We start from the raw sequence: 26,548 nt of genomic DNA, 5'->3' as shown, positions 1-26,548 counted from the left end.
GGTGTGTCGTGCGACGGCAATTTAATTGCCGTTGTTATGATGGCTTATCATAAAAACACAACAAGGACACACCGATGAAGCAATCCCTCTCCCGCCTGCTGGCCTGCGCCGCCCTCGCCTTCTCCATTTCGGCCACCTGGGCCAGCGCGGCCGAGCCAGCCGCGTCGTCACTGCCTGGCCACTATTATCTGCAAGGCGTCATGGAAACGGGCTCCGAACTGCTGCTGAAAAAGGACGGCACGTTCGAATGGATGCTCAGTTATGGCAATACCGACCAGCAAGCCAGCGGCGAGTGGCGCGCTTCGGGCGACGTAGTCACCCTGGTGGCGGGCAATGGCGGTAAGGAGCCGCAGTTCCGCGTGTTCGAGGAATCGGAAATGCGCATCCAGAAAGCGGCCGAAGCGGGACTATGGGTCGCCATCGTCGGCTTTCCCCTGCTGGGACCGATGGCCGGCGTGGAAGTGAAATTCGAAGCGCAAAGCGGCAAGACGGCCACGGCCGTGAGCGTGGCGAACGGCGACGCCATCGTCCGCATGCCGGCGTCGGAACGCTGGGTGCGCGCCGGCTTGCGCCGCCAGGGGGCAAAAGCCGACTATCAATGGCTGCCAGTGCCAGCCGAGCGCGCGCAGGAACGCATCGCCGCGTTCGCCGTCACCGATCCGCAATGGCTCAGGGGCCAGGCATTCCAGAAGCTGGCCCTGCGCGTCGTCGAGGGCGGCCTGCGCGTGGACGAGCCTGACAACGGCCTGGCCAGGGGCCTGTACGCGAAGCAGGCGTCCGGCCAGTAGCACGCGTTTTCCGCCGTCCCATTCTCTGCCGCCTCCCGGCGCCTGCTCCGCACTATCGTCCAGGACAAGGTCCGTGCGCCGTTGACACCCCGCACGGTCTGTCCTATAGTCGCCGGGTTAACGATAAATGAGAATGAGAATCATGTTCAGCTCTATGAAGAAATGGCTCGTGTGCTATCCGCTCGTGGCCGCCAGCCTGTTGCTGGCCGGTGGCGCGCACGCGCAAACAACCGATCCCGGCGCCGGCGCCAAGCAGTTGTGGCAATTGATTGACTACGTTGCCGTCGATTACAGCGGCGCCGTCGAGCACGGCAAGGTGGTCAGCGAGGCCGAATACGCGGAAATGCTCGATTTCACGGACAACGCGACGACGCAAATCGCCGCCCTGCCCGCCCACGCTTCACAAGCGGCCATCGCCGCCGCCATCGCCGACCTGCGCGCGGCCGTCGTCGCCAAGGCGGACGGCGTGGAAGTCAAGCGCCTGGCGCACCATGCGAACGGCTTGCTGATTGCCGCCTACCCGATACCCGTGGCGCCGAAAGTGCTGCCCAACCTGGCGCGCGGCGCGGCCCTGTATGCGGCCCAGTGCGCTTCTTGCCACGGTGTGGCCGGCGGCGGCGACGGCCCGCTGGCGGCCAGCCTGGAACCGAAACCGATCGCCTTCACGGATGGCGAACGGGCGCAGTCGCGCAGCCTGATGGCCTTGTACCAAGTCATTTCGCAAGGCGTGGCTGGCACGTCGATGGCCAGTTTTGGCCAGCTGTCCGAAAACGAGCGCTGGGACCTGGCTTTCTATATCGGCGGCATGTCGCACGATGCGGCGGCCAGCGCGCACGGCGAAAAGCTGTGGCAGGACGATCCACAAGCCAAGAAGCTGTACGCGGACCTGGCCGCCGTGACGACCCTGACGCAGGAAGCCGTTGCCGCCAAACTGGGCGCGGACGAAGCCAAAGCGCTGACGGCGTATCTGCGCAGCCATGCCGACAAGGCCGAAGCGCACAAGCCGGCCGGCCTGGCCCTGTCGCGTCTGCGCCTGGCCGAAAGCCTGGCCGCCATGCACGCGGGCGACCGCGCGAACGCGACGCGCCTGGGCCTGTCGGCCTACCTCGATGGTTTCGAGCCGATCGAACCGATGGTCGGCGCGCGCAACAAATCCCTGCTGCTGGCCGTGGAAAACGCCATGCTGGCCTACCGTTCCGCCGTGGCCAAGGGCACGGTGGCCGACGCCGAAGCGGCCGGTGAAAAACTGCAGCAACTGTTTACCCACGTGGAAGCGGAACTGGGCGACGCCAAGGCCGACCCGATGACGACCTTTATCGGCGCCCTGACGATCTTGCTGCGCGAAGGCGTGGAAGCGCTGCTGATCGTGATCGGCATCATCGCCTTCCTGCGCAAGGCCAAGCGCAAAGACGTGCTCGCCTACGTGCATGCGGGCTGGGCCAGCGCGCTGGTGGCGGGCGGCCTGACGTGGGTGGCGGCGACGTATCTGGTGACCATCAGCGGCGCCAGCCGGGAAGTGAGCGAGGGTCTCGGTTCCGTGTTCGCGGCCCTGGTCCTGCTCAGCGTGGGCTTGTGGATGCACCAGAAGAGCAGCGCCGGGCGCTGGCAGGAGTATTTGCACGAGAAACTCACAGCAGCGATGAGCCGGCGCTCCGCTTGGGGCCTGTTCGCCCTGGCCTTCATCGCCGTCTACCGCGAAGTCTTTGAAACCGTGCTGTTCTATTCCGCCCTGGCGGCGGACGGCAATGGCGGCGCCCTGCTGGGCGGCTTCCTGGTGGCCATCGTGCTGCTGGTCGTGATCGCCTGGGCCTTGTTGCGCACGAGCGCGCGCATGCCGATCGGCAAGTTCTTCTCGTGGACGTCCGCCTTCGTGGCCGTGCTGGCCGTGATTTTGATGGGCAAAGGCGTGGCCGCGCTGCAGGAAGCGGGCTGGGTCGGCGTCACCCCCGTCGATTTCGTGCGCATCGACTTGCTGGGCATCCTGCCGACCATGGAAACCCTGCTCGCGCAGGCGGCCATCGTGGCGATCATCGTCGCCGGCTATGGCTGGAACCGCGTTTCGGCAGGCAAGCGCAAGCTGGCCTGATCCTGAAATACCGGCGTAGGCAGAACTCACATGGCGCTGCCTACGCCTGGTGGATAGTTGCGAACGACTGGGCAAACAAATCAGGCTGGTAGCCGGCGGCACTGAACAGGTGGCCACAGGACTCGTCGATCGCGGCGCGCAGTTTTGCCTGATCCACGCCCAGCACGACGCCACCGCGTTTGCGCACGCGCCCGCCAATGATGACGGTATCGATATTGCTGCGCTCAGCCGCATGCACGACGGTACCGATGGCGTTGTTGACAGGATATACATTGAGGTCGCCGGTGCGTATCAGCACCAAGTCGGCCTGCTTGCCTGGCCTCAAACTCCCGATGCGCTGTTCCAGCCCCGCCACCGCGGCGCCGTCGATCGTGGCGGCCTCCAGCAAGCGGAAGGCATCGGTGGGCGCCGCCGCATGGCGATGTCCGTGGCGATGTCCCATCACCCGCTGCAGGTAGAACGCCACGCGCATTTCCATGAACATGTCGCCGCTATACGAAGTCTCGTTGTCGACACTGAGGCCGGGGCGTATGCCGTGCTGGTGCGCCGCCTGCCAGGCGTTCATGCCATCCTCGATGCCGTAGTGGGCATCCGAACGCGGGCATACATTGACGCGCACGCCCGCCTCGCGCAAGATGCGCCAGCCCGATTCCGGCAGGCAGGTGCAGTGGTTGAAGATGTTGTCGCTGCCGAGCAGCCCCTGCCGATGCAGTCCTGCCAGCTCGGCCGCCATGCCAGCGCCAAAAAACTCGGTCACGATGGGAATACCCAATTGACGGGCGACGGCCCACTGCTGAGGCTCCAGCTGCGCCATCATGGCCAGCGTCACCAGGCTGTCGGGATTCATAAAATACTTGGCCTGCAGGCGCGCGAGGTTGCCTGGCCAGTGCGCCTTGTCCCACTCGCCAGACACAGGCGCCCCCGAGGCGTGCACGGCGCGGATGCCCGCATCGAGCAGCGCTTCGACCGCCGCGTCGGAGTGCTCCCCGGTGCGGCTGTTGTGGGAATTGTCGATCACGGTCGTGATGCCGGCATCGATGGCGCCCAGGGCCGTGAGCAGGTTGCCCACGTAGATGTCGCGCGGCCGGTAGTATTTGGCGAACGAGAAATGCGTGGCGTTGCAATAGTCCTCGAGCGTTGCCGCATTCGGGTTGATGCGGCGCAGCTGGCCTTCCCAGGAGTGGCGATGGGTGTCGACCATGCCGGGAATGGCGATCATCTGTGCGGCATCGATCACTTCGGCGCCGTCGGCTTGCAGATTCTGGCCGATGGCGGCAATGACGCCATCGGCAATCAGGATGTCGCCCTTGGGCAAATTTCCAACCTTGCCATCCATGCTGATAATGGTGGCGCCTTTGATCAGCATCTTGCGGGATGCCGGAGCCAGTGGCCCCAGTAGTTGGTCTTGTTCAAACATGCTTGATTCCTGCTATAGCTAATGAGTTGCACGCAGTCTAGTGCAGGCAGGCACGGGGAAAAAGTGGCGCCGTGTGTTTTCACCATGCAGAAAATCCGAATAATGTTGGGTTATAGTGCCGTTTCCCCTACTGCTACGAAGACAAGACATGGACCGCGTACAAGCAATGCAGGTATTCCTTCGCGTGGTCGAGAGCAGGAGTTTCGTGCGCGCGGCAGAGACCCTGGGTTTGCCCGCATCGTCGGTGACCGCCATCATCAAGCGGCTGGAAAAGCATTTGCAGACGCGCCTGCTGAACCGCTCCACCAGAAACCTCAGCCTGACACCGGAAGGCGAGCGCTACTTCCACCGCTGCCGCGAGATCCTCGAGCTGATCGCCGACACCGAAGCGAGCCTGCAAGGCGCTAGCGAGCGCCCGCAAGGACGTTTGCGCGTGGATATGCCTGGCGGCATTGCCCATGCCGTGATCCTGCCGCAGCTGGCGCAATTCCAGCAGCGCTATCCCGATATCTATCTGATGATCGGCGTCAATGACCGCCAGGTGGACTTGATACAGGAAGGCGTCGATTGCGTCATCCGCACCGGCAGCCTGGAAGACTCGACCTTGGTCGCGCGCCGCTTGGGCGAACTGCGCTGGATCACTTGCGCGGCGCCGTCCTACCTGGCCGAACACGGTGTTCCCGCAACCCTGGAGGATTTGCCGGGACACCGGGCCGTCCACTACTTTTCCAGCACCACGCGGCGCGGCAGCGACCTGCATTTCATCGAAGACGGCACCCGCATCGCCGTGCCCCTGCCCGGCACGGTCGCCGTCAACGAGACGGGGCTGTACATCGAGCTGGGCCTGGCCGGCCACGGCTTGATGCAGCTGGCCGAGATCCTGGTGAGCGGGCAGTTGCAGGCAGGGGAACTGGTCGAGGTGCTGGCCGACAGGCGGCCTGCGCCGGTGCCGGTATCGCTGCTCTACCCCCATCAGCGCTTTCTTTCCCCGGCGATGCGGGCGTTCAGCGAGTGGACGGCCGAGCTGTTCAGCAACGGTACGTGACAATTGAATAGTAATATTTTCAAAAATTTAACTATATTCGGTATTGCAGACATTATGCCGGCCGACCGGACATTGGCCGTATCAAACGAGCTTATCCATTGAACGCTCCACCAACGAAAGCATATCGATGAAAACTCAACGCGCAACAAGCTGGTCGCTCGGTCTTATCGTGGCAGGCGCCCTGCTATCTTTCCCTGCCCATGCGGCGAAAATCCCCGACTGCGGCAAAAGGGAACCGAGCAAAACCCTGCCTACCCCGCAAAACAGCGAATATGACGCCTACCGCAACGCGAAGACGAGCGCTGTGGCCGGTGGTCCGGGCAATACCGTCTTCAATAACAACGAGGGCCGCCTTCCCGCCGCCGGCAAGGATGAGGTCTATTATGAATACTATCTGGGCATCGGCGGCGATGGCGGCGCGGGTTCGCATCGTGCGGTATTGCTGGTGCAGACCCCGAAAGGGAAACGCAAATTGGTGGAGCGCTATTACACGCAGGACCACTATGCGTCCTTTTGCAGCCTGAAGAGCTAGTCTTTCCTCAATTACCAGGCGCGGCGGGGAAACGTCTGCCGCAGCTGGTCGCGTGCATGGTGTTGAAAAGTGCGATATGATGAGCATCATGCAGAACTCACCAAACAAACCGGCGGCGCAAAGCCGCAAGGAAGCCACCCACGAACGCATCGTCGAGGTGGCCACGCGCGCCATCCGCCGCAGCGGCTACGCGGGCACGGGCGTGGCCGACATCATGAAGGAAGCGGGCCTGACGCACGGCGGCTTTTATGCGCACTTCGCCTCGCGCGACGCGCTGCTGGCCGAAGCGGGCGACCGCGCCGGCGCCGAAGCGGTGGCGCTGGCGGCCAGGGTGGCCGCAGCCGCCCCACCGGGCCAGGCGCTGCAGGCCATGCTGGCCGCGTATCTGTCGCCTGAACACATCGCCGCCATCGAGGTGGGCTGCCCCGTGTCGGCGCTGGGTTCGGAAATGCCGCGCCAGGCGCCCGAGGTGCGGCGCGCCGCCACCATCCACATCAAGGAAATGATCGACCTGTTCGCGCGCCAGTTGCCGAACTGGGGCCAGCCCGAAGCGCATGCGCAAGCGATGGCGACCGTGTGCGCCATGATCGGCACCACCATTCTCGCGCGCGCCGTGGACGAACCTGCCCTGTCGGACGCGCTGTGCGCGGCCACCCTGGCGCAGTTTCAAACACCCAGCTAATTGCACCGCCCGTGGCCTTGATCCGTCCCGGGCTTTTTTTGAAACAACAATATGATGATCGTCATATTTTATATCCAACGCTGTCAACCACTGAAGGAATTACCATGAAAAAGATTGCCCTCGTCACCGGCGCCTCGTCCGGCATCGGCGCGGCCACGGCCCAGCGCCTGGCGCAAGCGGGTTACACGGTGTACGGCACCAGCCGCCGCGGCGGACAAACGGCCGGGCTTGGGCATGCGATGCTGGCGCTCGACGTCACCAGCGATGCGTCCGTCGCTGCGGCCGTGGCCGAGCTGATACAGCGCGAAGGCCGCATCGACCTGCTGGTGAATAACGCCGGTTTCGGCGTGGCTCCGGGTGGCGCCGAGGAAAGCAGCGTGGCACAGGCGCAAGCCATCTTCGACACGAATTTCTATGGCGTGCTGCGCATGACCCTGGCCGTGCTGCCGCACATGCGGGCCCAGGGCGGCGGGCGCATCCTCAATATCGGTTCCGTCCTGGGCTTTTTGCCCATGCCTTACGGCGCGCTGTATTCCGCCACCAAGCACGCGATCGAGGGCTACACTGAATCGCTTGACCATGAAGTGCGGGGCTGGGGCATCCGCGCCAGCGTCATCGAACCGGCCTACACGAAAACCACGTTCGAAGCCAATCTGCTGGCGCCCGATACCCCGCTGTCAGCCTACCGGCAAGTGAGCGCGGCCGTTACAAGCCGGCTGCAAGCGCTGATGGCTGGCGCCGATGACCCGGCCATCGTGGCCGACACCGTCCTGGCGGCAGCGCAGGCAAGCCAGCCCAAGCTGCGCTACACGGCCGGGCCGCTGGCGGCGCGCTTGCGCCTGATGCGCCGTTTCATGCCGGCCGCGCTGCTGGACGCCGGCTTGCGCAAGGACCTGCGCCTGGCCTGAGCGCCGGCGCCTTTTCAGTCTTCAGAGAGAACATCATGCAAGCTTTGCAACTTAAAAAATACGGCGGCCTCGATCACGTGGCGTTTGCGGAACTGCCCCGCCCCACGCCCGGTCCCGGCGAATTGCTGGTGCGGGTGCACGCCGTTGGCCTGAACCCCATCGACAACCTGATCCCCAAGGGCGACTTCAAGCCGATCTTGAAAACGCGCTTGCCGGCCACCCTGGGCAGCGACCTGGCCGGCGTGGTGGTGGCCGTGGGCAGCGGCGTCACGCGCTTTACAGTGGGCGACGCCGTGTATGCGAGCATTTTCGACACGCCGCACGGCAGCCTGGCCGAATTTGCCATCGTGCCGGAACAGGCGGCCGCGCTGAAACCGGCCAACCTCGATTTCGTGCAGGCGGCGTCGATACCCATGGTGGGCCTGACGGCGTGGCAAGCGATGCATGAGCGCATGCAGCTGAAGCCGGGCCAGAAAGTGTTCATCCCGGCCGGTTCCGGCGGCATCGGCACGTTCGCCATCCAGCTGGCCAGGCACCTGGGCGCCCGCGTGGGCACCACCACCAGCACGGCGAACGTGGAACTGGTGCGCGGCCTGGGCGCCGATGACATCATCGACTACAAGAAACAGCCGTTCGAGGACGTGCTGCGCGATTACGACGCCGTGCTGGGTACGGTGCGCGGCGACGGGCTGGAAAAAGCCTTGCGCATCGTCAAACCTGGCAGCCGCGTCGTCTCGCTGGTCGGCCCGCCCGACGCCGCCTTTGCCCGTGCGCGCGGCATGAACGTGGTGCTGAAACTGGTGTTCGGTTTGCTCAGCCGCAAGATCATCGGCCTGGCGAAGCGGCGCGGCGCCAGCTATGCCTTCCACTTCGTGCGTCCCGACGGCGGCCAGCTGGCGCAGATCGCCGCCCTGATTGAAGCGGGAAGCATCCGCTCCGTCATCGACAAGGTGTTTCCTTTTACCGAGGCGAAACAGGCGCTGGCCTACCTGGCGCAGGGCCGCGCGCGGGGCAAGGTAGTGGTGCAACTGCCCGTGTCCTGAGGCGTATTTAACCTGCTTTCCGCGCCGCGCAGTGAGTGTGACCATGAGTGCGACCAGGACTGTGATTATGTGTGAGTTTTGCGTTGGCAATTTCCTCCATACTCGTTGTCAACCGTGTGCTTATTGACACCGGTCAACCTCCATAAAGGTAGCTCATGCGCGTTTTCCCGGAATGCTGCTGGCTCGCCATCACCCTCGTGGCCGGCATGGTTCATGCCGCCGAACCGGGCGTCACCGAGACGCACATCCGTCTGGGCATGGTCAATGCCCAGACGGGGGCGGCCTCGGGACTGGGGAAAGCCATGCTCGACGGCGCGACGGCCGTGTTCCTGGAAGCGAACCAGCGCGGCGGCATCCATGGCCGCAGCATCGAGCTGGTGGTCGCCGATGACGGCTACGATCCGGACCGCGCCATCAGCGAAACGCTCAGGCTGGTCGAGGAAAAACAGGTGTTCGCCCTGTTCGGCAACGTGGGCACGCCCACCACCAACGCCGTCATACCGATCGTCCAGGAAATGAAGGTGCCGCTGGTGGGCGCGTTTACGGGCGCGATGACCTTGCGCCGCCCCGTGGTACGTGAAATCATCAACTTCCGCGCCAGTTATGACGATGAGTCCGATGCACTGGTGCAGTATTTCGCCAGCCGGGGCGTCAAGCGCTTTGGCGTGCTGTACCAGGACGACGGTTTCGGCAATGCCGTGCTCGACGGCACCGTGCGGGCCCTGCAACGGCGCGGCCTGGAACTCGTCGCCAAGGGCTCGTTCCAGCGTGGCACCACGGCCGTCAAGGCGGGACTGGCGGCCCTGATCGGGCACGACCTGCAAGCGGTGGTCATGGCCGGCCCCTACACGCCGGTGGCGGCGTTCGTGCGCGAAGCCAGCCAGGCCGGGTTGAAGGCGGCCCTGTCCACGGTGTCCTTTGTCGGCACGGACAGCCTGCTGCAACTGCTGGGCAAGGAAGGCAACAACATCGTCATTTCGCAGGTAGTGCCCCTGCCGGACGACCGCCAGTTGCCGATCGCCGCCGACTGCGCCGCGCTGCTGGCCAGGCATGTGCCGGCGGCCAGGCTGTCCTTCGTCAGTTTCGAGGGCTGCATCTCGGCCACCCTGATGGTGGCGGCGCTGCGCCGCACGGGCGCGGACCTCACGCGCGAGCGCCTGATCCAGAGCTTCGAATCGTTCGACCGGCTCGATCTGGGCGGCATGCGGGTGACGCTGCGTCCCGACAACCACCAGGCGTCGACGGCCGTTTTCCTGACCCGCATCGCCGACGGCAAGATTGTGCCGGCGGACCCGGGGCCTGGCGCGAAGTGATGCGCGCCCACTTTTCCAGCCCGCCCTGGAGCCAGGCATGAAAATCAGGACCAAGCTGATCATCAGTACCACCGTCCTGCTGGCGGGCGTGGCGGCCATGGCGGCGGCCAGCCTCTTGCTGGTGAAAGGCATAGAAACCCATGTGCACGGCTTGACCGACCGGACCGTGCCGATGTACACGGACGTGTTGCGCCTGCGCTATACCGTGCAGGACATGGCCTCGGATTTTTTTGAGCTGGGCAAGGCGCAAGACCTGGCGCAGCTGGAACAGGTATCGAACAAGATCGTCGCCAATATCCAGGCCGCCGAGAACATCCGCAAGCAATTGCGGCGCCATGGCGAGTCGCAGTCGACCCGCTACCATACGGCCTTCGAACAGGCATTCGAGCGCATGCGCGTCGCCGTGCGCAAGCGCCTGGAAAACGAGGCCTACTACAAGGCACAGGCGACGGAGATGGGCCAGGTCCTGGCGCAGATCAAGGCCGCCGCCAAGGCCGCGCGCGGCAAGATCCGTCTGATCGACAGCCAGGCCCAGGCCACGGCCGCCGAGGTGCAACTGGAAAGCCAGCGCCTGAACGAGAATGCCCGCTACCTGGCCGACTTGCGCAATAGCATCCTCGACATGCAGATTGCGCTGGCCGAAACGGAGGCCGTGAAGAGCCGTTTCCGCATCGCACCCCTGCGCGAACGGCTGACGGCGGCCGTCGCCCATCTGGACGGAAGCGGCGAGCGCGACATCAGCCCTGCCCAGCAGGCACTGCGGACAAAACTGCTGGCCACGGCGCGCCAGTTGCTCGATCCCGCCGCCGGCCTGATGGCCTTGCGCGCCGGCTTGCTGGCCGAAGGCGGCGCCAGCGCGGCGCGGCAGGCGCAATATGCGGCGCTCAAGGAACAAGTCAGCGCCACCCTGGCCGCCGCCCACCTGCGCCTGGCAGAGGAACTCGATCCCATCGAACTGCAGCTGGCCATCGGACGCGACCGGCTGGCGCAGGCCAACCGCTACATGCGCACCTCGTCCCGCATCGAGGACGCCAGCGGCGAAATCAACCTGGCCGTCGACGCCATCAGCATCGGCGTGGGCGAAGTCATGCTCGCCACGGCCGCCAGTGACGTCAAGCGCCTGGGCGACGATATCGCACTGCACATCAGCGCACTGCACCGCGACATGGGCACCATGCAGACCTTGCTGCAAAGCATAGGCCAACTGGACTTGCTGGCTGAAACGCGCAGCGTCGACACCTATCTGGACGCGGTGGAACGCTCGGGACAGCGGCTGGTGCAAGCCAAGGGCAGCGTGCTGGACAGCCAGGCGGCGCTGGACGAGGTCATCGGGCACGTGCGCGCCTTCGAGCGCGAACAGGCCGCCTATTCCGCGCAGCAGGTGGCGCGCATCACGGGCCGGCAGCAGGACGCCGTGACCCAGGTGCGCGATGGCGTGCGCCATGCCTTCATGCTGATCCTCGGCATCGCGCTGGTGTTGCTGCTGGCCTGCGTGGCCATCACGGGGCTGATCAGCGCATCCATCGCCAGGCCGCTGGCGCACCTGTCCCATGCGATTGCCCATATCCGCGGCGGCAAGGCGCTGTCGGTGCGCGTGGCGCAGCATGGCAGCGATGAACTGGGGCAATTGATCAAGGGCTTCAACGGCATGCTCGAGCACGTGGAACAGCGCGACCTGGCGCTCAAGCAGGCCAAGGCCGAGGCCGACGCCGCCAACCGCGCCAAGTCGGAATTCCTGGCCAAGATGAGCCACGAGATCCGCACGCCGATGAATGGCGTGCTGGGCATGACGGAATTGCTGCAGCGCACGGAACTGAGCCCCAAGCAGCAGCGTTTTGTGCACACGGTGCACCGCTCGGGCGAAAGCCTGCTGAGCATCATCGACGACATCCTCGACTTTTCCAAGATCGAGGCGGGCAAGCTGGTGCTCGAACATATCCCCTTCGACCTGCGCCAGGTGATCGACGATGTCGTGGCGCTGTTTGCCAACGGCATCCAGCGCAAGGCCATCGAATTTACCTGCCGCGTCGCCTCCGACGTGCCGCAGCACGTGCGCGGCGACCCCGTGCGCCTGCGCCAGATCCTCACCAACCTGCTCAATAACGCCACCAAGTTCACGGAAAGGGGCGAGATTTCCGTCGATGTCAGCTGCCCCGCCGCCGGCCAGATCCGCCTGGAAGTGCGCGACACGGGCATCGGCATGGCGCCGGAAGCGGCCGCCGCCGTCTTCCAGCCGTTCCGCCAGGCCGACAGCACCACTTCGCGCAAATACGGCGGCACGGGACTGGGCCTGGCCATCATCAAGCAGCTGGTGGAAATGATGGGCGGCAACATTGTGCTGAAATCCGTGGCGGGCCAGGGTTCCAGCTTCGCCGTCACCGTTGTCGTGGGCACCGTGGCGCCCGAGGACGCGCCGCCGGCACCGCCGCCGCGCGTGTCGCTGGACGCCTTGAACGTGCTGATCGTGGACGACCATGCCACCAACCGCAGCATCCTGCTGCAGCACGCGATCGAGTGGCAGATGGCCGCCGCCAGCGCCGCCGACGGCGCCGAGGCGCTGGACCTGCTGCAAGGCGCGCGGCGCGGCGAGCGCCCGTTCGACCTGGCCATCATTGACATGCGCATGCCCGTCATGGATGGCGCCGAGCTGGTACGGGCGATCAAGGCCGACGCCGGCATGGCGGCCCTGAAAATTATCATGCTCAGTTCGCTGGACGCTTCGGCCGAGCTGCGCCAGGTGACGGCGCTGGGCGTGGAATACTGCCTGACCAAGCCCGTGCGCGCGATGGAACTGCGCCACTGCATCGAAGCTGCCTGCGGCTACGGCACCGTGGCGCCAACGGGTGCGGCCATGCCTGCCCTGCCCGCTCCAGCGGACACTGCGGCCGCAGGCCAGGCGCCGCTGCGCATGCTGCTGGTGGAAGACAACGCGATCAACCAGGAAATCGCCCTGGCCATGCTGGAAGACAGCGGCTACGAAGCCACGCCGGCCGGCAACGGGGCGCGTGCGCTGGCCCTGTGGGAGCGCGCCCCGTTCGACGTGATCCTGATGGATTGCCAGATGCCGGAAATGGATGGTTTTGAAGCGACCCGGCGCTTGCGCCGCATGGAAAGTGAGCAAGGCCGCAGCCGCACGCCCATCATTGCCCTGACGGCCAACGCCATCCTCGGCGACCGCGAACTGTGCCTGGACGCGGGCATGGACGACTACCTGGCCAAGCCGTACACGCGCGCCGCCCTGCTGGCCATGCTGGCCCGCTGGCGCCCGTCGCCCGCCGCGCCGGCCCCAGCGGAGACGGTGGAGACGGTGGAGACAGCGGCAGCACCCGGCGCCATCCTCGACGCCGCCGCCCTGCAAAACCTGCGCGCCATGCGGCGTCCCGGCCGCCCCGATGTGCTGGGGCGCATCATCGACCTGTTCTACAGCGACGCCCCGCGCCTGCTGGGGCAGCTGGAAGTGGCTGCCGAGGCCAGCGATGCCGCGGCCCTGCAGCTGGCGGCGCACACGCTCAAGTCCAGCTGCGCCAATGTGGGCGCGCTGGGCTTGTCGGCCACCTGCCGTGAAATCGAACAATACGCGCGCGGCAATGACGTCGGCAGCGCGCTCAACCATATCCGCGGCATCCAGCAAGAGCTCGACCGTGTCCTCGCCGCCCTGGCCATTGAGAAGGAAGCCATATGAATACCGCACTGCCCCCGCAAGCACTGGTCCTGGTGGTCGATGACGACACCATGACGCGCATCCTCGTGACGGAAGCGCTGGAGCCGGAAGGTTTCCGCATCGAGGAAGCGGCCAGCGGCCTGGAAGCGCTGGCCGCCTTCCAGCGCGGCGTGCCCGACCTGATCCTGCTCGACGTCGCCATGCCCGGCATGAGCGGCTTCGAATGCTGCCAGCAGCTGCGCCGGCTGCCCGGCGGCGCGCACGTGCCCATCGTCGTACTGACCGGCAACGATGACGACGACTCCATCAAGCAGGCGCTGGAAGCGGGCGCCAGCGATTTCATTTCCAAACCGATGCAATGGCGGCTGCTGGCGCACCGGCTGCGCTATCTGCTGCGGGCCAGCAGCGCGCTCACCGAATTGAGCCGTATCCAGGAAAGCCTCAACCACGCGCAGGCGCTGGCCCGTCTGGGCAACTGGGAATACCGGGTCGCAGGCGGCGACGGCTACTGGTCGCCGGAGCTGTTGCGCATCCTGGGCCTGGACGCCGATGCCGGCGCCACCAGCTTCGACCGCCTGCTGCAGTGCCTGCCGGAAGACCAGCGGCCCCTGCTGCTCGATGCCTTCATGGAGCTGCATGCGAGCGGCACCAGCTACGGCCTCGAGCACAAGGTGCTGCGGCCGGATGGCGGCGAGTGCATCGTCTTTCACCAGGCCGAAGCCGTGCGCGAAGGCCGCGAGGTACTGCTGATGCGCGGCACCGTACAGGACATCACGGACCGCAAGCTGCAGGAATTGCGCATCGAATACCTGGCCAACCACGACGCGCTGACGGACTTGCCCAACCGGCAATTGCTGAACGACCGCATCGGCCAGGCCATCGCCCACGCCCGCCGCACCCGCTTGCACCTGGCCACCCTGATGCTGGACCTCGACCGTTTCAAGTTCGTCAACGACAGCTATGGCCACCCCGTGGGCGACGCGCTGCTGCGGGAAGTGGCCCGCAGGCTGAAGCTGGCCGTGCGCGAAGGCGACACCGTGGCCCGCCAGGGCGGCGACGAGTTCGTCATCCTGCTGACGGACCTGCCCGACATCGAGACGGCCGAACAGATCGTGCAAAAAGTGCTGGCGGTGTTCATCGAGCCCTTCGTGCTGGGCGAACATACGCTGCACGTCAGCACCAGCATCGGCGCCAGCGTGTTTCCATCCGATGGCGACAGCGGCGACATGCTGCTCAAGACGGCCGATGCGGCCCTCTACAGCGCCAAGGACAAGGGCCGCAACGGCTACCAGTTCTACAATCACAAGATGGGCGTGCTGGTGGAAGAGCGGGCCGAAATCGAACACGCGCTGCACCAGGCGCTGGCGCTGGGCGAGCTGGAATTGCACTACCAGCCCAAGGTCGACCTCACCAGCGGCAAGATCTATGGCATGGAAGCGCTGCTGCGCTGGCGCCGCGACGGCATCGGGCTGGTGCCGCCGGACCGCTTCATCCCCCTGGCCGAGGAAACGGGCATGATCGTGCCCATCGGCGAATGGGTGCTGCGCGCGGCGTGCGCGCAGCTGGGCGTCTGGCATGCCTACGGCTTTACGCACCTGACGATGGCCGTCAACGTGTCGGCGCGCCAGTTCCGCCAGGTCGACATGCCGGAACTGGTGCGCGAAGTGCTGGCCGCCAGCGGCGTGCCGGCCCACTGCCTGGAGCTGGAGCTGACGGAAAGTGTGCTGATGCAAAACCGCGACCTCGTCGTGAAGGCGCTGGAACAGTTGAAGGACATCGGCGTCACCCTGTCGCTGGACGACTTCGGCACCGGCTATTCGAGCCTGTCCTACCTCAAGCAGTTCCCCATCGACGTCGTCAAGATCGATCAATCGTTCATCCGCGACGTGACCGACAGCGTGGATGGCGCGTCGCTGACCCGCTCCATCATCGCCATGGCCAAGTCGCTGCACATGACGACGGTGGCCGAGGGCGTGGAAACGGAGGGGCAATTGGGATTTCTCAATACCAACCGCTGCGACGCCATGCAAGGCTATTACTTCAGCCGCCCGCTGCCCGGCGCCGAGATGGATCTGATGTTGCATGCGGGCACCCATCTACCGCCCGACAGCTGCCATGCCGAAGCGCCGCAGCGCGTGCTGCTGCTGGTGGACGACGAGGAGCATATCCTGTCCGCCCTGCGCCGCTCGCTGCGCAAGGAGGGTTACCAGATACTCAGCACCAGCCAGCCGCAGGAAGCGCTGGAACTGGTGGCCGCCCATGCCGTGGGCGTGATCCTCACGGATGCGCGCATGCCAGGCATGTCCGGCAATGAGCTCTTGCGCCGCATCAAGGGTATCTATCCGGAAATCGTGCGCGTGATGCTGTCAGGCTACCCGGAACTGCATTCGGTCACGGCGGCCATCAATGAAGGCTCGGTGTACAAGTTCATCACCAAGCCCTGGGACGAGACCTTGCTGAAAGACCATTTGCGCGAAGCCTTCGTGCGCTTCGAATCGGGCGTGCAGCGGCCACCGGTCGGTCCGCATGGCGTGGAGATCAGCAACCGTGCCGCCTAGCGCGCCGCCAGGAGCCGCCATGCAGGATCAGCTGTTCTTCGAAGGTTTGCGCGCGCTGGCCGAAGCCGCCTTCCCCAAGCATTGCGCCTGCTGCGGGCGCGAATTCGCCACGGCGGACGAGTTCATTTTGCAGACGCAATCGATGCGCCAGAATGTCTCGGGGCTGAAACAAAGCTTCGATGACAACAACGTGGCCATCGTCGAGGTCTACCGCAACTGCCTGTGCGGCTCGACCCTGATGGATTTCTTTTCGGACCGGCGCGACACCTCCGAGGCATCGCTGCAGCGGCGCCAGCTGTTTGAGCGCCTGTTGCCGCCGCTGATGGAAAAAGGCATGGAACGGGCCGCCGCGCGCGAATATCTGCTGCATGTCGTGCGCGGCCAGCTGCCGTGACGGGGCAGCTGACTGCTGGCCGCTGGTATTACCAGTAGCCCAGCACCTTCCACCACGTCGTGCCGACGACGGCAAAGATCAGCAATTCGATCACGCACATGATGAAGCCGACCCGCCACCAGTTGCCCATCGTCACGAAACCGCTGCCGAAAATGATGGGCGAAGTACCCGTCGCGTAGTGGGTCAGGGTCATCATGATGGCCGAGCCGGCCGTCATCATGAGCATGAAGGGGACGTGGTATTCGGCCGGGATCAGGTGCAGGCCCACCGTCAGGAAGGCCAGCAGCATGGCGCTGATGTGGGCCGTCGTGCTGGCGAAGAAGTAATGCGAAAAAACGAATACCAGCACCAGGACGCCGGCGATCGGCAGCCAGTCCATGCCGCTGGCGACGATGGCCGCCTTCATGCCGGCCGAGAACCAGGCGATCACGCCCGTCTTGTTCAGCTGCTCGGCCATCATGACGAGCGCGCCGAACCACACGAGAGTATCCCAGGCGCTCTTTTCCGACAGCACATCATCCCAGTCGATGGTGCCGGTAATGATCAGCACGAACAAGCCGACAAAGGCAACCACCGTCGCATCGAGCGAAAACGCGGGGCCGAACAGCATGGCCGGCACGTTGGCCCACAGCAGCAGCAACAGGGCGAAGGTGCCCAGCATGACTTTTTCCGACGGCGACAGCGGGCCCATGCCTTTCAGTTCCGCCTTGGCATAGGTGACGGCGTCGGGCGTGGCTTTGAGTTCCGGCGGCGACAGCCAGTAGATAATCAGGGGCATCACCAGCAGACAGACGAGGCCCGGCAGCAGCATGCACAGGGCCCAGGTGGTCCACGTCAGGTGGAAACTCTGGCCGCTGGCCTTGGCCACGAAGTCGACCACGAGCGGGTTCGGTGCCGTCGCAGTGAGGAACATGGCCGAGGTGATCGGATTGGCGTGGTAATTGACGAGGGCCAGATATGTGCCCACCTTCTTTTCCGTACCCTTGGCCGGGTCCGAATCGAAGGCATTGGCGATCGATTTCATGACGGGGTGGACGATGCCGCCGCCGCGCGCCGTGTTACTGGGCGTAAAGGGCGCCAGCACCAGTTCGCAAATCGCCAAGCCGTAGCCGATGCCCATGGTGCGCTTGCCCAGCAAGGAAATGAACAGCAGGCCGATGCGGCTGCCCAGCCCCGTCTTTTTCAAGCCGCGCGAAATCAGAATCGCCACGACGATCAGCCAGATCAAGGGATTCGAAAAACTGCTGAGCGCATCCGTGATGGCGCCTTTGGACGAGGTCGACGTCACTTGCGACAAGGACACGATGACGATGGCCATCATCGCCATCACGCCGATCGGCATGACTTTCAGGATGATCGCCAGAATCGTGGTGAGGAAAATCGCCACCAGGCCCCAGGCCTTGGGCGTCAAGCCATCGGGCGCCGGCAGCAACAGCATGCTGACCAGCAAGACCGTGCAGATTAGGGCGGGGACGAGGCGGAATGGGACGGCTTCCTTGAAATGCAGGAACAGGTCGCGCACTGTTTTATACATCATGATTTCCTTTGCTGGACAGGCATCCTGGCGGGCGGTCGCCCGAGTGGATTGGTGATAATTCTTTTTAGCAACATCATACAAGCTCAGGCGCCAGTACCCTGCTCCATTACGCCTGCCCCTGCCAGGAAATTCCCGAATCGTTGACTTGAGCGCTATCAGAGTGCCGGAATATATTGACGGCAAGTGACAATGGGTGACTTTTTTGTCAATTTTTCTCTGTATCTTTCCCCGTAGCCGCCGCAAGATATGCCACCAGGATTGCCAACCTTTCAGGGGAAAACTTGATGAATAGCACGGAACAGTACTCGATACATCCATCGATCGGCATTGCCCGCGTGGGCAACAGCCATGATTCGTTTTATCTGGCGCCGGAAACGATCGGCGGGCTGCCGATCGAAGTCGACAGCAATAACGATCCGCAGGTAGTCGATGGCAAGCCGGTCCACGTTGCCCAGTTCAAGGATGCGGCCGGCCGCGTGCGGCGCCAGGCAGCCAGTTTCCGCATTTACAAGACGGTGGCGGGACGTCCCGGCGAAAAAGTCCTCGTCGACCTGCAAGACCCGAGCATTGCCAAAATCGAGTGGACGGTGCACGTGGCAAACAAGAAGGCAGCGTGGTGGAACTTCATTCCCCTGCTGGGCGACTTGATGTTCGGCCCATACAACAGCTATGAAACCTGGGAAAATACGCCGCCCGCCTGGAATCTGACGCCCACGTCATGGACCAATCTGCGCAATGACACCGTCAAGGGAGATGTGGCACGGCAAAAACTGATCGTCGATCCGGGACCGCGCACACTCGATGCGCCGCTGGGCAAGGCCCATTTCGACAAGGATGGCGCCGGTTCCTATGCGCACGTCTCCTTCCCCGATCCGCAGGCCATCACGCAAGGCTATCCCGTGCGCACCCTCGGTGAAATGCGCACGGATTCGCGCGGCAACCTGCTGGTGATCGGCGCCTATGGCCGCGCCGGCGGCTCCGAAAGCATCACGGGCTTTGGCGGCGGCGACACGTGGAATGACGACGTGGGCGATGGCCCCGTCAGCGCGACCATCCATTTTACGGATGGCAGCCCGTCCGTGGAACTGAAAGCCTGGGTGGTCATCGGCTCGCCGAAGTTCGCGCCAGAACTGGTGAACATTTCCACCTGGGATGACGTCGTGGCCGACATGGCCATCAAATACAAGAACGCGCTGCCCGAGGCCTACGACACCGCCCGCTGGAGCGGCAGCGAGGGCTGGAATCCCGACTATGTCGTCAATTACGCGCAGGACATCCAGCCATTCCTGGCCAGAATAGGCGATTACCAGTGGGTGGCGACGGTGCCGTCGATGACGGCCTTCATCCGCCCCAACTTTGACGTGGCCGATGCGTCGGAAGCGAACCGGCCGCAGCGCGAAAAATTCTTCAGCTATTTCAGGAAGCCGTCGGCCATCCGGCCCGGCACGGAAGAACAGGCACCGGGATTCACCGGTGGCCAGGGCGGACAATTGTTCAGCGAAGCCACGACGGAAAACCCCGGCGCGGGCATACCGCTGATGCCCTTGAATTCGGGCAGCAATTCCGTGCGCAACAACGTCATCAGCAAATTTTCCGTGCTGACGGATACGCAATACTTTGCCTTGCAGCAATGGGCGGCCGGCAAGTTCGCCGCCGATGCGCCGGGCCTGGCGCTGCCCGGCATCGACCCGCTCGATCAGGCGTCCATCGGCAATTGCGTGGGCGAACCCATGTGCCCCGGCATCGAAGTGACGTGGAGCGTGCGCAATCCCATCATCTACGGGAAACCGTACGCCATCCTGCACCGCGTGGATGCCGACTACGCAAAAAATGGCCTGTCGGCGGGCCGCGACGAGTGCGAACCGCTGGACTGGAACGCCCCGACCGTCGGCACCGGCTGCGAACCGGGCGACCTGACCAAGCGCATGGCCATCCCGTGGCAGGCCGACTTCTATGACTGCTCCGTGCAGATGATTAACTTCGACAATCCGGACCTCGTCAAGAATCCCGACACGCTCATCCCCGTGCCCCCACCTACTACGCCTACTGGTGGCCACCGCAAAGCCCGTGGAACGTGATCAACGGCGCCACCACCAAGGAAGAGCAGGCGCTTGCCGGTGTGCCGGCCGGCATGCAGGTGATGTACAGCCGCGGCATGAACAGTTTTTCGCAAATGATCAGCTCCTGGCACTACCTCGGTTTCATCGTGAACCAGAACCAGGATGCCGAATCGGGCCGCCAGTACCCGTATTTTGTCGAGAAGGAGCGCAATCACGCAAAGTTCGTGGCCGCCAGCGTCGGGGTCGGCAATGCCAGCAGTTTCATCACGGGCGACGATTCCAACTACCTGCCCGCGTGGTTCCTCAAGGACGAGGATCCGCAGACGGCGCCCGAAAAGGCATCGCAGCTGTTTGCCAGCGGCGGCGCGCAAGTGGCCGTGCACGACACGCCGAAGAAAATCCAGCCTGCCAACCGGCGCCGGTTTTCCCATTGAGTATCACGCCAAACACGTCGTCATCGCGCGACTACGACGTCGTCATTGTCGGCGGCGGTGCCGCCGGCACTGCCGCCGCCCTGACCCTGGCCCGCTACACGGGCTTGCGCATCGCCTTGCTGGAAAAGCAGCTGTTCGACGATTACCGGGCTGGCGAAACGGTATCGTCATCCATCTTTTCGATGCTGGACTTCCTGGGCGTGGGCCGCGACCTGCTGGACGGCGCCCAGCTGCCCGCGTTTTCCCACGCGGCCGCGTGGGGCAGCGCGGAACTGATGTCGCGCGACGCCGTCTTCAGCAGCCACGGCCACGGCTTGCACCTGGACCGCAGGCAATACGACGCCATCCTGCTTGAGCAGGCGCGGCTGGCGGGCGTGGACTTGTTGCGCCCTGCGCAACTGGTGCAGCTCGAACACGGCGACCCGTGGCGCCTGCGCGTGGCGAGCGAGGGGCAGGAAACGGACCTGACGGTCCGCTACCTGATCGATTGCAGCGGCAAGCAGGCGGCCATCGTGCGCCAGCGCAAGCGCCCGATCCACACGGAAGACTCGCTGGTGGCGCTGTACGCCTATTATCAGCTGGACGTACCGCAATTCCTGCCGCACCGCACCCTGGTGGAAACGACGCAGCACGGCTGGTATTACGCGGCGCCCCTGCCCGGCGACCGCGTGGCGCTGGCCTTCATCACGGATGCCGACATCCTCAAGCACCTGCGGCTGAAGGAGACTACGCCCTGGCGCGAGGCCGGCATGGGCACGCGCCATGTGGGCGATATTCTCGCGCGCCTGCCCGCGCCAAGCGCCCTGCGCCATTACGCCATCCACAGCCGGGTGGCGTCGCTGCCGGCCGATGAAAACTGGACGGCGGCGGGCGACGCGGCCGCCTGCTTCGACCCGATCTCGTCGCTGGGTATCGGCCAGGCCATGGCTTCCGGCATCCATGCGGCGCGGGTAGCGGAAGCGTTTCTGGCCGGCGACCGGGGCATGGCGGCGGGCTACCGGCGCAGCGTTTTCGCCGCGTTTGAAACCTATCTGCAGATGCGGCGCGGCTTTTACGGCGCCGAGCAGCGCTGGCGGGAGGCGCCGTTCTGGCAGCGCCGGTCCGCATCCTGACGCCCCCGGCAAAAAAGTGAGCCAGGTCAAGAGAGCGCAGGTCCACGGTCCGTTTCCGGCCCAATTCCAGCCCCGCCTTGCCATTCGCACTATAATGTTGGCACCGCGTGCGGCAGCAATGGCGGCGATAGACGGTAACAATTTCGTGCGGAGGCCGGTACAATAGCGTCTGGGCCTACACAGGGTTTCACTTTTGCCAGCAGTTGCCAGCAACTAACCATTTTTTTGACCAGCCAATAAACACTATGAGTTCGATGAATGAAGAGCGCGTATTAAGCGTGCACCACTGGACGGATACCCTGTTCTCCTTTACCACCACGCGCGACCCGTCGCTGCGTTTCTCGAATGGCCATTTCACCATGATCGGCCTGCGCGTCGACGGCAAGCCTTTGCTGCGTGCCTACAGTATCGCCAGCGCCAATTACGAAGACCATCTGGAATTTTTCAGCATCAAGGTGCCGGGCGGCCCATTGACGTCGCGCTTGCAGCACTTGCAAGTGGGCGACACCGTCATCGTCGGCCGCAAGCCGACGGGCACCCTGGTGTCCGATTACCTGCTGCCAGGCAAGCGCCTGTACATGCTGTCGACGGGCACGGGCCTGGCGCCTTTCCTCAGCATCGTGCGCGATCCGGACATCTACGAGCGTTTCGACCAGCTGATCCTCGTGCACGGCGTGCGCCAGGTCGATGAACTGGCTTACCACGACTTGCTGGAAGAGCATTTGCCGAAGCATGAGTTCCTGGGCGAAATGGTCAGTGACAAGCTGCGCTACTACCCGACCGTGACGCGCGAAGACTTCCGCAACATGGGCCGCATCACGGAACTGATCGAGAACGGCAAGCTGGCCGAAGACCTGGGCGTGCCGGCGCTGAACCCGGCCGAAGACCGCGTGATGATCTGCGGCAGCTCGGACATGCTGCGCGACCTGAAGGAAATGCTGGAAGCGCGTGGCTTCAAGGAAGGCAATACCTCGACGCCTGGCGACTTCGTTGTCGAGCGCGCGTTCGCCGAGAAGTAATCCGCAGCAAACTCGTAGCAAATACAGGGGCCCGGCCCCGCTGCTTCCCGCGGCGGTGCCGGGCCTTTTTCATTGCAACTTGCGCCATCATTTCCTGCGCGCTCCTGACAGAAATTGTCAGTACTTTTTATTATGATTTCGGCACCAGCTGGCTAGCAAGCCGGTACTATTGATATCTCCACCTGAGACAGGACTTTTCATGACACGTGCCATCACCATTCTGACCGAGAACTTTGCCGATTGGGAAACCGCCCTGCTCAATTCCACGGCGCGCCTGTACTACGGCTTTTACACGCAGTTCGCCACGCCGGGCGGCTTGCCCGTCACCTCGTCCGGCGGCATGCTGGTCACGCCGCAACTGGCGCTCGAAGAGATCGTGCTCGACGAACTCGACTTGCTGATGGTGTGTGGCGGCAGCTTCTGGCAAAGCGGCAAGGCGCCCGACCTGGGCCCGCTGCTGCGCGCGGCCCGCGACAAGGGCGTGGTGCTGGCCGGCATTTGCGACGGCACGCGCGTGCTGGCGCAGGCGGGCGTGCTCGACACCGTGCGCCACACCTCGAATTCGGCCGAGAACCTGACGGATACGGGCTATGCGGGTGCGGCCCTGTACCAGGACGTGCCGTGGGCCGTGGGCGACCAGCGGGTCATCACGGCACCGGGCACGGCGCCCGTCACCTTCACCAGGGAAGTCTTGCGCGCCCTCGGCATAGACGATGAGAATCTGGCCGCTTACCTGGCCATGCATGGGGCCGAGCACGGCCAGGCAGCCCGCTAATCGGCACCCAGCACGCGCAGGCGCGCCACGGCGTGCGCATTGCCCGGGTCCAGTTCCAGCGAACGGCGGTAATGCGTGACAGCCAGCGCCTTGGCGCCGTCCGCCTCGCAGGCTTCGGCCAGGCTGTCGTGGCCATTCGCCCCTTGCGGGTACAGTTGCACACCCAGCTGGAAGACGGCCACGGCCTGTTTCGGCTGCTGCCGGCCCAGCAGGCGGTAGCCCCAGGCATTCAGGTCGTCTTCCGTGGGTTCCGGCAGGCCATGCTGGCGCAGGATGGCCGCCAGTTTCTTGTCCAGCCCGTCGAAACCGGCGCTGGCCGCCTGCTTGCGCAGCAAGTGCGCGGCATACGCGCCGCCGCGCTGCTGGCGCAGGGCGGGAAGATAAAAGCCGGCGACGGTATCGATCAGCTGTTCCGGCTGGCCGCCAGCCAGGTTGCTGAGGATAATGACGGCCAGACCATCGTTCGGATACACATAAAATGCCGAGCGGCCACCGCCGATGCCGGCCACGGCGCGGTGGCCATCGCGGCCGATGGTGGGCCAGCCCAGCGCCCACGGCGCCGGCTTGCCGTCATTCAGGCTGGTCGGCTGCCACAGCCGCTCCACACTGGCAGGTGCAAGCAAGCGTCCCGACTGCAGCGCGATGAGCCAGTTGGCCAGTTCGCCCGCATTGCTGTTGATGCCGGCCCCGGCGCGCATAAACAAGGGAAAGTCTTCGATCACGTTGCGGTAGCCGTTGCCGCCCCGGCCCAGCACGTAGGAACTGGCCTTGTTGGCGACCACGTCCTTCGCGTCGCCAAAGCCGCTGTGCCGCATGCCGGCCACGTCAAACTGCCGGCGCTGGATAAAAGTAGTAAAGGGCTGGCCGCCTAGCCGCTCGATCAATTGCGCCAGCAACACATAATTGGTCTGGTTGTAGCGGTAGCGCTGGCCTGGCGGGGCTTCCACGACCAGCGCCTGCACGGCTGTCCAGGCCGCATCGGCGTCGTCCGGCAGCGGCCCCACCAGCTTGCCGCTGCGCTGGTCCAGCACGTCGGGCAAGCCCGAGGTATGGTTGAGCAATTGCGTCACCGTCACGGCTCGCCAGGCGACAGGCAAGTCCGTCAGGTACTGGCCAATCGGTGCGGCCAGGTCGATCTTGCCCTCTTGCACCAGCTGCATCACAGCCACGCCAGCAAACGCTTTCGTTGCCGAGTTGATGGAAAACAGGCTCGTGCCCGTCACGGGCACCTGGTATTGCAGGCTGGCCAGGCCAAAGTTGCGCTTCAGCACAACCTTGCCATGCTGTATCACGGCCAGTTGCAGCCCTGGAATCTGGCGCTCCTGCATTTCGCTGCGCACGAAGGCGGCAATATCATGTTCGGCACGCGATGTCTGCGCATGGCTGGCGGGAACGGCGGCAAGCGCCATGACGAGCAGGACGGACGGGAGGCGTGGCTTCACGATGCGGCTTTCGGCAGGAGAAAACGGAACCGCAGCATCCCATACCTATTTGTCAACGTCAACGACAATCTTGCCAGTCAGAAAGTTACTCGTCCAGCCACACATCCTCGTACCCTTCGCGGTCGAGAATGAACCTGGCACCGCTGGGCAAGGCCAGGTAATCGACCACCTGCGGCAGCATCTCGTGCAGGTGTTCCGCATGCAGGGGCTGGTAAAAGCCACTGGCGTCGTCGTGTTCGCCGCAGTGGATGAACCAGCTGATGGTGCCGTTTTCCGGCAACTCGATGCGCGTGCCGTAGATCGGCGACTGCGCCAGGCTGCCGATGGCCAGGGCCACCATGGGTTCGGGCGCTTGCGCCGGCAAGCCGAATTTGTCGCAGATGCGCTGCTGTTTTTCGCTGATCAGTTCAGTCAGGTTCTTCATCATCTTGTTCTCAGGATCCGATGTAGCGGTAATGGAGGCGCAGCGCGCCATCGTGGCCAGACATTTCAAGGTGCAAAATCGCTTCGCCCGGCTTGCCATCGGCCAGCAGCAGGCATTCCAGGCCCAGCGACCCGGCGTCGGTGGCATACACGTCGACGGGAAGACGGCCGCCCTTGCCCGGCACGAAGGCTTGCGCCAGCGGCGCCAGTGACAATGCCTGGTCCGCCGCAAAATAGCTGTCGAGCATTTCGATGATCTCGTCGGCCACGCCCGGCGACAGGCCCCAGTCGCGTTGCAGCGCAACAGGATCGCGCCCGTCGAGCGTCTGCACGAAGGCCGCTGCCTGCGCGTATGCCAGCTGACGCAGGCTGTCGGTAACTGCCATTTCCATCATGTGGCTCCTGCCCTGTCCATTCAACAGGCGCCATTATAGTGCGTGGCCGCGCGCCTAGGCTATCCGTTTGCCATCCATAATCAGACCGCTTGCCGGTCATTTAAATCGGTACTCTTATTATTTATCGCACTGCAATAATATAATCGGTCGGCGTGATATTTGGTGAGTATTCAAAACAGATAATCGCGAATACGATTGATTTTCAATTGACGCTTATTTATTCCGGCGCTAATATCGAATGGCCATAGACCATGGCATACAGTGCAAGCAGTACTTAACCATCACAAGAGGATAGTACAATGCAAAATCAAACCAAATTGTTCGCGTTCAAACTGGCTGAAAAACAGGTGCAAAAACAAGCGGCGCCCGCCACTGCCTGGAAAGTGCGCGACGGCGTCGCCGTGGCTGGCTGCACCGCAGTCGGCACCCATGATCAATATCGCGACTCTTCGCGTCTCAGGCCGAACGACAGCGGCCAGTATTGCTGATCTTCGCAGCACCCTGGAACCTCGCCCCTGGCGGGGTTTTATTCCAATCCCGACTTGATGAATTGGCGCCAATTGCGGCGCAGTATATTTCTGCGCGCGGCATTCATAATAAATACCAACATTAACTGATTCTTTATCGACGAAGAATTTTAAAATCCGGTATTTAAAAACCGGCGCCACTGGATATTCAATAAGCGGTACTTAACCACGACAAGAGGATGACAATGCAAAAACAGAATCAAACCAAGCTGTTTGCTTTCAAACTGGCGGAGAAAGAGGCAGACAAGGAAGTCAAGCAACCATGGCAGGTGCGCGATGGCGTAGCCGTGGCCGGCTGCACGTATTACGGCGATCCGGAAGATTACAATCTGCGCGACAGTTCGCGTTTTTCCCCGAACGATACGGGCGTGTATTGCTGATACCCTAGCCAACTGAA

General features: G+C 63.9%; 23 protein-coding genes. 17 read left to right on the top strand and 6 right to left on the bottom strand.

Annotated elements, in window-relative coordinates; all coding sequences use genetic code 11:
• Positions 1-74: 74 nt before the first annotated feature.
• Together MRBLMS1_RS25075 and MRBLMS1_RS25070 are read left to right on the top strand one after the other, a co-directional pair.
• Complete coding sequence (locus tag MRBLMS1_RS25075) at positions 75-788, top strand: hypothetical protein (protein WP_485882780.1); 714 nt, start codon at positions 75-77, stop codon at positions 786-788.
• A gap of 142 nt (positions 789-930) precedes the next feature.
• Entirely contained in the window at positions 931-2,874 is a 1,944-nt protein-coding gene (locus MRBLMS1_RS25070; protein ID WP_485882778.1) for an FTR1 family protein, read from the top strand.
• A 40-nt stretch (positions 2,875-2,914) separates the two neighbouring features.
• On the opposite strand, the gene MRBLMS1_RS25065 is transcribed toward MRBLMS1_RS25070, so the two are convergent.
• Complete coding sequence (locus tag MRBLMS1_RS25065) at positions 2,915-4,291, bottom strand: amidohydrolase family protein (protein ID WP_485882776.1); 1,377 nt, start codon at positions 4,289-4,291, stop codon at positions 2,915-2,917.
• A gap of 148 nt (positions 4,292-4,439) precedes the next feature.
• Here MRBLMS1_RS25065 and MRBLMS1_RS25060 point away from each other — a divergent pair, with 148 nt between their 5' ends.
• From MRBLMS1_RS25060 to MRBLMS1_RS25020, 9 genes are all read left to right on the top strand, one after another.
• Positions 4,440-5,336, top strand: a complete 897-nt coding sequence (locus MRBLMS1_RS25060; RefSeq protein WP_485882774.1) for a LysR family transcriptional regulator — start codon at positions 4,440-4,442, stop codon at positions 5,334-5,336.
• Between the two features lie 127 nt (positions 5,337-5,463).
• The gene (locus tag MRBLMS1_RS25055) at positions 5,464-5,868 is read left to right on the top strand and encodes a ribonuclease domain-containing protein (RefSeq protein WP_436480668.1); all 405 of its coding nucleotides are present in this window, start codon (positions 5,464-5,466) and stop codon (positions 5,866-5,868) included.
• A 76-nt stretch (positions 5,869-5,944) separates the two neighbouring features.
• Complete coding sequence (locus tag MRBLMS1_RS25050) at positions 5,945-6,550, top strand: TetR/AcrR family transcriptional regulator (protein ID WP_485882771.1); 606 nt, start codon at positions 5,945-5,947, stop codon at positions 6,548-6,550.
• Between the two features lie 104 nt (positions 6,551-6,654).
• On the top strand, positions 6,655-7,458 hold the full coding sequence (locus tag MRBLMS1_RS25045; RefSeq protein ID WP_485882769.1) for an oxidoreductase: 804 nt from the start codon (positions 6,655-6,657) through the stop codon (positions 7,456-7,458).
• Between the two features lie 35 nt (positions 7,459-7,493).
• On the top strand, positions 7,494-8,501 hold the full coding sequence (locus tag MRBLMS1_RS25040; protein WP_485882767.1) for an NADP-dependent oxidoreductase: 1,008 nt from the start codon (positions 7,494-7,496) through the stop codon (positions 8,499-8,501).
• 155 nt (positions 8,502-8,656) lie between these two features.
• Positions 8,657-9,814, top strand: coding sequence for an ABC transporter substrate-binding protein (locus tag MRBLMS1_RS25035; RefSeq protein WP_485882765.1), 1,158 nt, complete (start codon positions 8,657-8,659; stop codon positions 9,812-9,814).
• Between the two features lie 37 nt (positions 9,815-9,851).
• Positions 9,852-13,496, top strand: coding sequence for a response regulator (locus MRBLMS1_RS25030; protein ID WP_485882763.1), 3,645 nt, complete (start codon positions 9,852-9,854; stop codon positions 13,494-13,496).
• A complete protein-coding gene (locus MRBLMS1_RS25025; protein ID WP_485882761.1) occupies positions 13,493-16,033 on the top strand; it encodes an EAL domain-containing protein in 2,541 nt (846 codons plus the stop codon). Before MRBLMS1_RS25030 ends, MRBLMS1_RS25025 begins: the two co-directional genes overlap by 4 nt.
• Before the next feature lie 19 nt (positions 16,034-16,052).
• Positions 16,053-16,427: a hypothetical protein gene (locus tag MRBLMS1_RS25020; protein ID WP_485882759.1), complete on the top strand. Its 375-nt coding sequence runs from the start codon at positions 16,053-16,055 to the stop codon at positions 16,425-16,427.
• 28 nt (positions 16,428-16,455) lie between these two features.
• Here the strand turns inward: MRBLMS1_RS25020 and MRBLMS1_RS25015 are convergent, their stop codons facing one another.
• Positions 16,456-17,961 (bottom strand): anion permease, encoded by a 1,506-nt coding sequence (locus MRBLMS1_RS25015; protein ID WP_485883332.1) that lies wholly within the window; start codon positions 17,959-17,961, stop codon positions 16,456-16,458.
• Positions 17,962-18,248: 287 nt separating this feature from the next.
• Between MRBLMS1_RS25015 and lodA the strand changes: the two genes are divergently transcribed.
• The 5 genes from lodA (at position 18,249) to MRBLMS1_RS24990 (ending at position 23,364) form a co-directional block, all read left to right on the top strand.
• Positions 18,249-20,042, top strand: a complete 1,794-nt coding sequence (gene lodA, locus MRBLMS1_RS25010) for a CTQ-dependent lysine 6-oxidase LodA (protein ID WP_485882757.1) — start codon at positions 18,249-18,251, stop codon at positions 20,040-20,042.
• Entirely contained in the window at positions 20,039-20,458 is a 420-nt protein-coding gene (locus tag MRBLMS1_RS25005; RefSeq protein ID WP_485882755.1) for a hypothetical protein, read from the top strand. The genes lodA and MRBLMS1_RS25005 overlap by 4 nt, the downstream gene beginning before the upstream one ends.
• A complete protein-coding gene (locus MRBLMS1_RS25000) occupies positions 20,455-21,570 on the top strand; it encodes a tryptophan 7-halogenase (RefSeq protein WP_485882753.1) in 1,116 nt (371 codons plus the stop codon). Before MRBLMS1_RS25005 ends, MRBLMS1_RS25000 begins: the two co-directional genes overlap by 4 nt.
• A gap of 245 nt (positions 21,571-21,815) precedes the next feature.
• A complete protein-coding gene (locus MRBLMS1_RS24995; RefSeq protein ID WP_034748152.1) occupies positions 21,816-22,589 on the top strand; it encodes a ferredoxin--NADP reductase in 774 nt (257 codons plus the stop codon).
• Positions 22,590-22,788: 199 nt separating this feature from the next.
• Positions 22,789-23,364 carry a type 1 glutamine amidotransferase family protein gene (locus tag MRBLMS1_RS24990; protein ID WP_485882750.1) on the top strand — a complete coding sequence of 192 codons (576 nt, stop codon included), beginning with the start codon at positions 22,789-22,791 and terminating at the stop codon, positions 23,362-23,364.
• On the opposite strand, the gene MRBLMS1_RS24985 is transcribed toward MRBLMS1_RS24990, so the two are convergent.
• From MRBLMS1_RS24985 to MRBLMS1_RS24970, 4 genes are all read right to left on the bottom strand, one after another.
• Positions 23,361-24,806 carry a serine hydrolase domain-containing protein gene (locus MRBLMS1_RS24985; protein WP_485882748.1) on the bottom strand — a complete coding sequence of 482 codons (1,446 nt, stop codon included), beginning with the start codon at positions 24,804-24,806 and terminating at the stop codon, positions 23,361-23,363. The genes MRBLMS1_RS24990 and MRBLMS1_RS24985 overlap by 4 nt on opposite strands.
• An 85-nt stretch (positions 24,807-24,891) precedes the next feature.
• Positions 24,892-25,233: an immunity protein Imm33 domain-containing protein gene (locus MRBLMS1_RS24980; protein ID WP_189396469.1), complete on the bottom strand. Its 342-nt coding sequence runs from the start codon at positions 25,231-25,233 to the stop codon at positions 24,892-24,894.
• A 7-nt stretch (positions 25,234-25,240) separates the two neighbouring features.
• Entirely contained in the window at positions 25,241-25,624 is a 384-nt protein-coding gene (locus tag MRBLMS1_RS24975) for a hypothetical protein (RefSeq protein WP_485882745.1), read from the bottom strand.
• A gap of 281 nt (positions 25,625-25,905) precedes the next feature.
• Positions 25,906-26,292 (bottom strand): hypothetical protein, encoded by a 387-nt coding sequence (locus MRBLMS1_RS24970; RefSeq protein WP_485882743.1) that lies wholly within the window; start codon positions 26,290-26,292, stop codon positions 25,906-25,908.
• Between the two features lie 44 nt (positions 26,293-26,336).
• Here MRBLMS1_RS24970 and MRBLMS1_RS24965 point away from each other — a divergent pair, with 44 nt between their 5' ends.
• On the top strand, positions 26,337-26,531 hold the full coding sequence (locus MRBLMS1_RS24965) for a hypothetical protein (RefSeq protein WP_034748139.1): 195 nt from the start codon (positions 26,337-26,339) through the stop codon (positions 26,529-26,531).
• Positions 26,532-26,548 lie beyond the last annotated feature (17 nt).

Origin of the sequence: Massilia sp. LMS1-1-1.1 (assembly GCF_040815535.1) — a bacterium.
In the GTDB taxonomy this organism is placed as follows: Bacteria; Pseudomonadota; Gammaproteobacteria; order Burkholderiales; family Burkholderiaceae_D; genus Janthinobacterium; species Janthinobacterium aestuarii.
Note: the sequence above shows the minus strand (reverse complement) of the source record. Positions and strands in the feature narration are given on the sequence as shown.

Coding starts and splice junctions, on each gene's coding strand:
- MRBLMS1_RS25065 (WP_485882776.1), bottom strand. CDS start 4,291: ATGTTTGAACAAGACCAACTACTGGGGCCACTGGCTCCGGCATCCCGC.
- MRBLMS1_RS25050 (WP_485882771.1), top strand. CDS start 5,945: ATGATGAGCATCATGCAGAACTCACCAAACAAACCGGCGGCGCAAAGC.
- MRBLMS1_RS25055 (WP_436480668.1), top strand. CDS start 5,464: ATGAAAACTCAACGCGCAACAAGCTGGTCGCTCGGTCTTATCGTGGCA.
- MRBLMS1_RS25025 (WP_485882761.1), top strand. CDS start 13,493: ATGAATACCGCACTGCCCCCGCAAGCACTGGTCCTGGTGGTCGATGAC.
- lodA (WP_485882757.1), top strand. CDS start 18,249: ATGAATAGCACGGAACAGTACTCGATACATCCATCGATCGGCATTGCC.
- MRBLMS1_RS25015 (WP_485883332.1), bottom strand. CDS start 17,961: ATGTATAAAACAGTGCGCGACCTGTTCCTGCATTTCAAGGAAGCCGTC.
- MRBLMS1_RS25030 (WP_485882763.1), top strand. CDS start 9,852: ATGAAAATCAGGACCAAGCTGATCATCAGTACCACCGTCCTGCTGGCG.
- MRBLMS1_RS25060 (WP_485882774.1), top strand. CDS start 4,440: ATGGACCGCGTACAAGCAATGCAGGTATTCCTTCGCGTGGTCGAGAGC.
- MRBLMS1_RS25070 (WP_485882778.1), top strand. CDS start 931: ATGTTCAGCTCTATGAAGAAATGGCTCGTGTGCTATCCGCTCGTGGCC.
- MRBLMS1_RS25075 (WP_485882780.1), top strand. CDS start 75: ATGAAGCAATCCCTCTCCCGCCTGCTGGCCTGCGCCGCCCTCGCCTTC.
- MRBLMS1_RS25045 (WP_485882769.1), top strand. CDS start 6,655: ATGAAAAAGATTGCCCTCGTCACCGGCGCCTCGTCCGGCATCGGCGCG.
- MRBLMS1_RS24980 (WP_189396469.1), bottom strand. CDS start 25,233: ATGATGAAGAACCTGACTGAACTGATCAGCGAAAAACAGCAGCGCATC.
- MRBLMS1_RS24975 (WP_485882745.1), bottom strand. CDS start 25,624: ATGATGGAAATGGCAGTTACCGACAGCCTGCGTCAGCTGGCATACGCG.
- MRBLMS1_RS25035 (WP_485882765.1), top strand. CDS start 8,657: ATGCGCGTTTTCCCGGAATGCTGCTGGCTCGCCATCACCCTCGTGGCC.
- MRBLMS1_RS25020 (WP_485882759.1), top strand. CDS start 16,053: ATGCAGGATCAGCTGTTCTTCGAAGGTTTGCGCGCGCTGGCCGAAGCC.
- MRBLMS1_RS24995 (WP_034748152.1), top strand. CDS start 21,816: ATGAGTTCGATGAATGAAGAGCGCGTATTAAGCGTGCACCACTGGACG.
- MRBLMS1_RS24990 (WP_485882750.1), top strand. CDS start 22,789: ATGACACGTGCCATCACCATTCTGACCGAGAACTTTGCCGATTGGGAA.
- MRBLMS1_RS25040 (WP_485882767.1), top strand. CDS start 7,494: ATGCAAGCTTTGCAACTTAAAAAATACGGCGGCCTCGATCACGTGGCG.
- MRBLMS1_RS24965 (WP_034748139.1), top strand. CDS start 26,337: ATGCAAAAACAGAATCAAACCAAGCTGTTTGCTTTCAAACTGGCGGAG.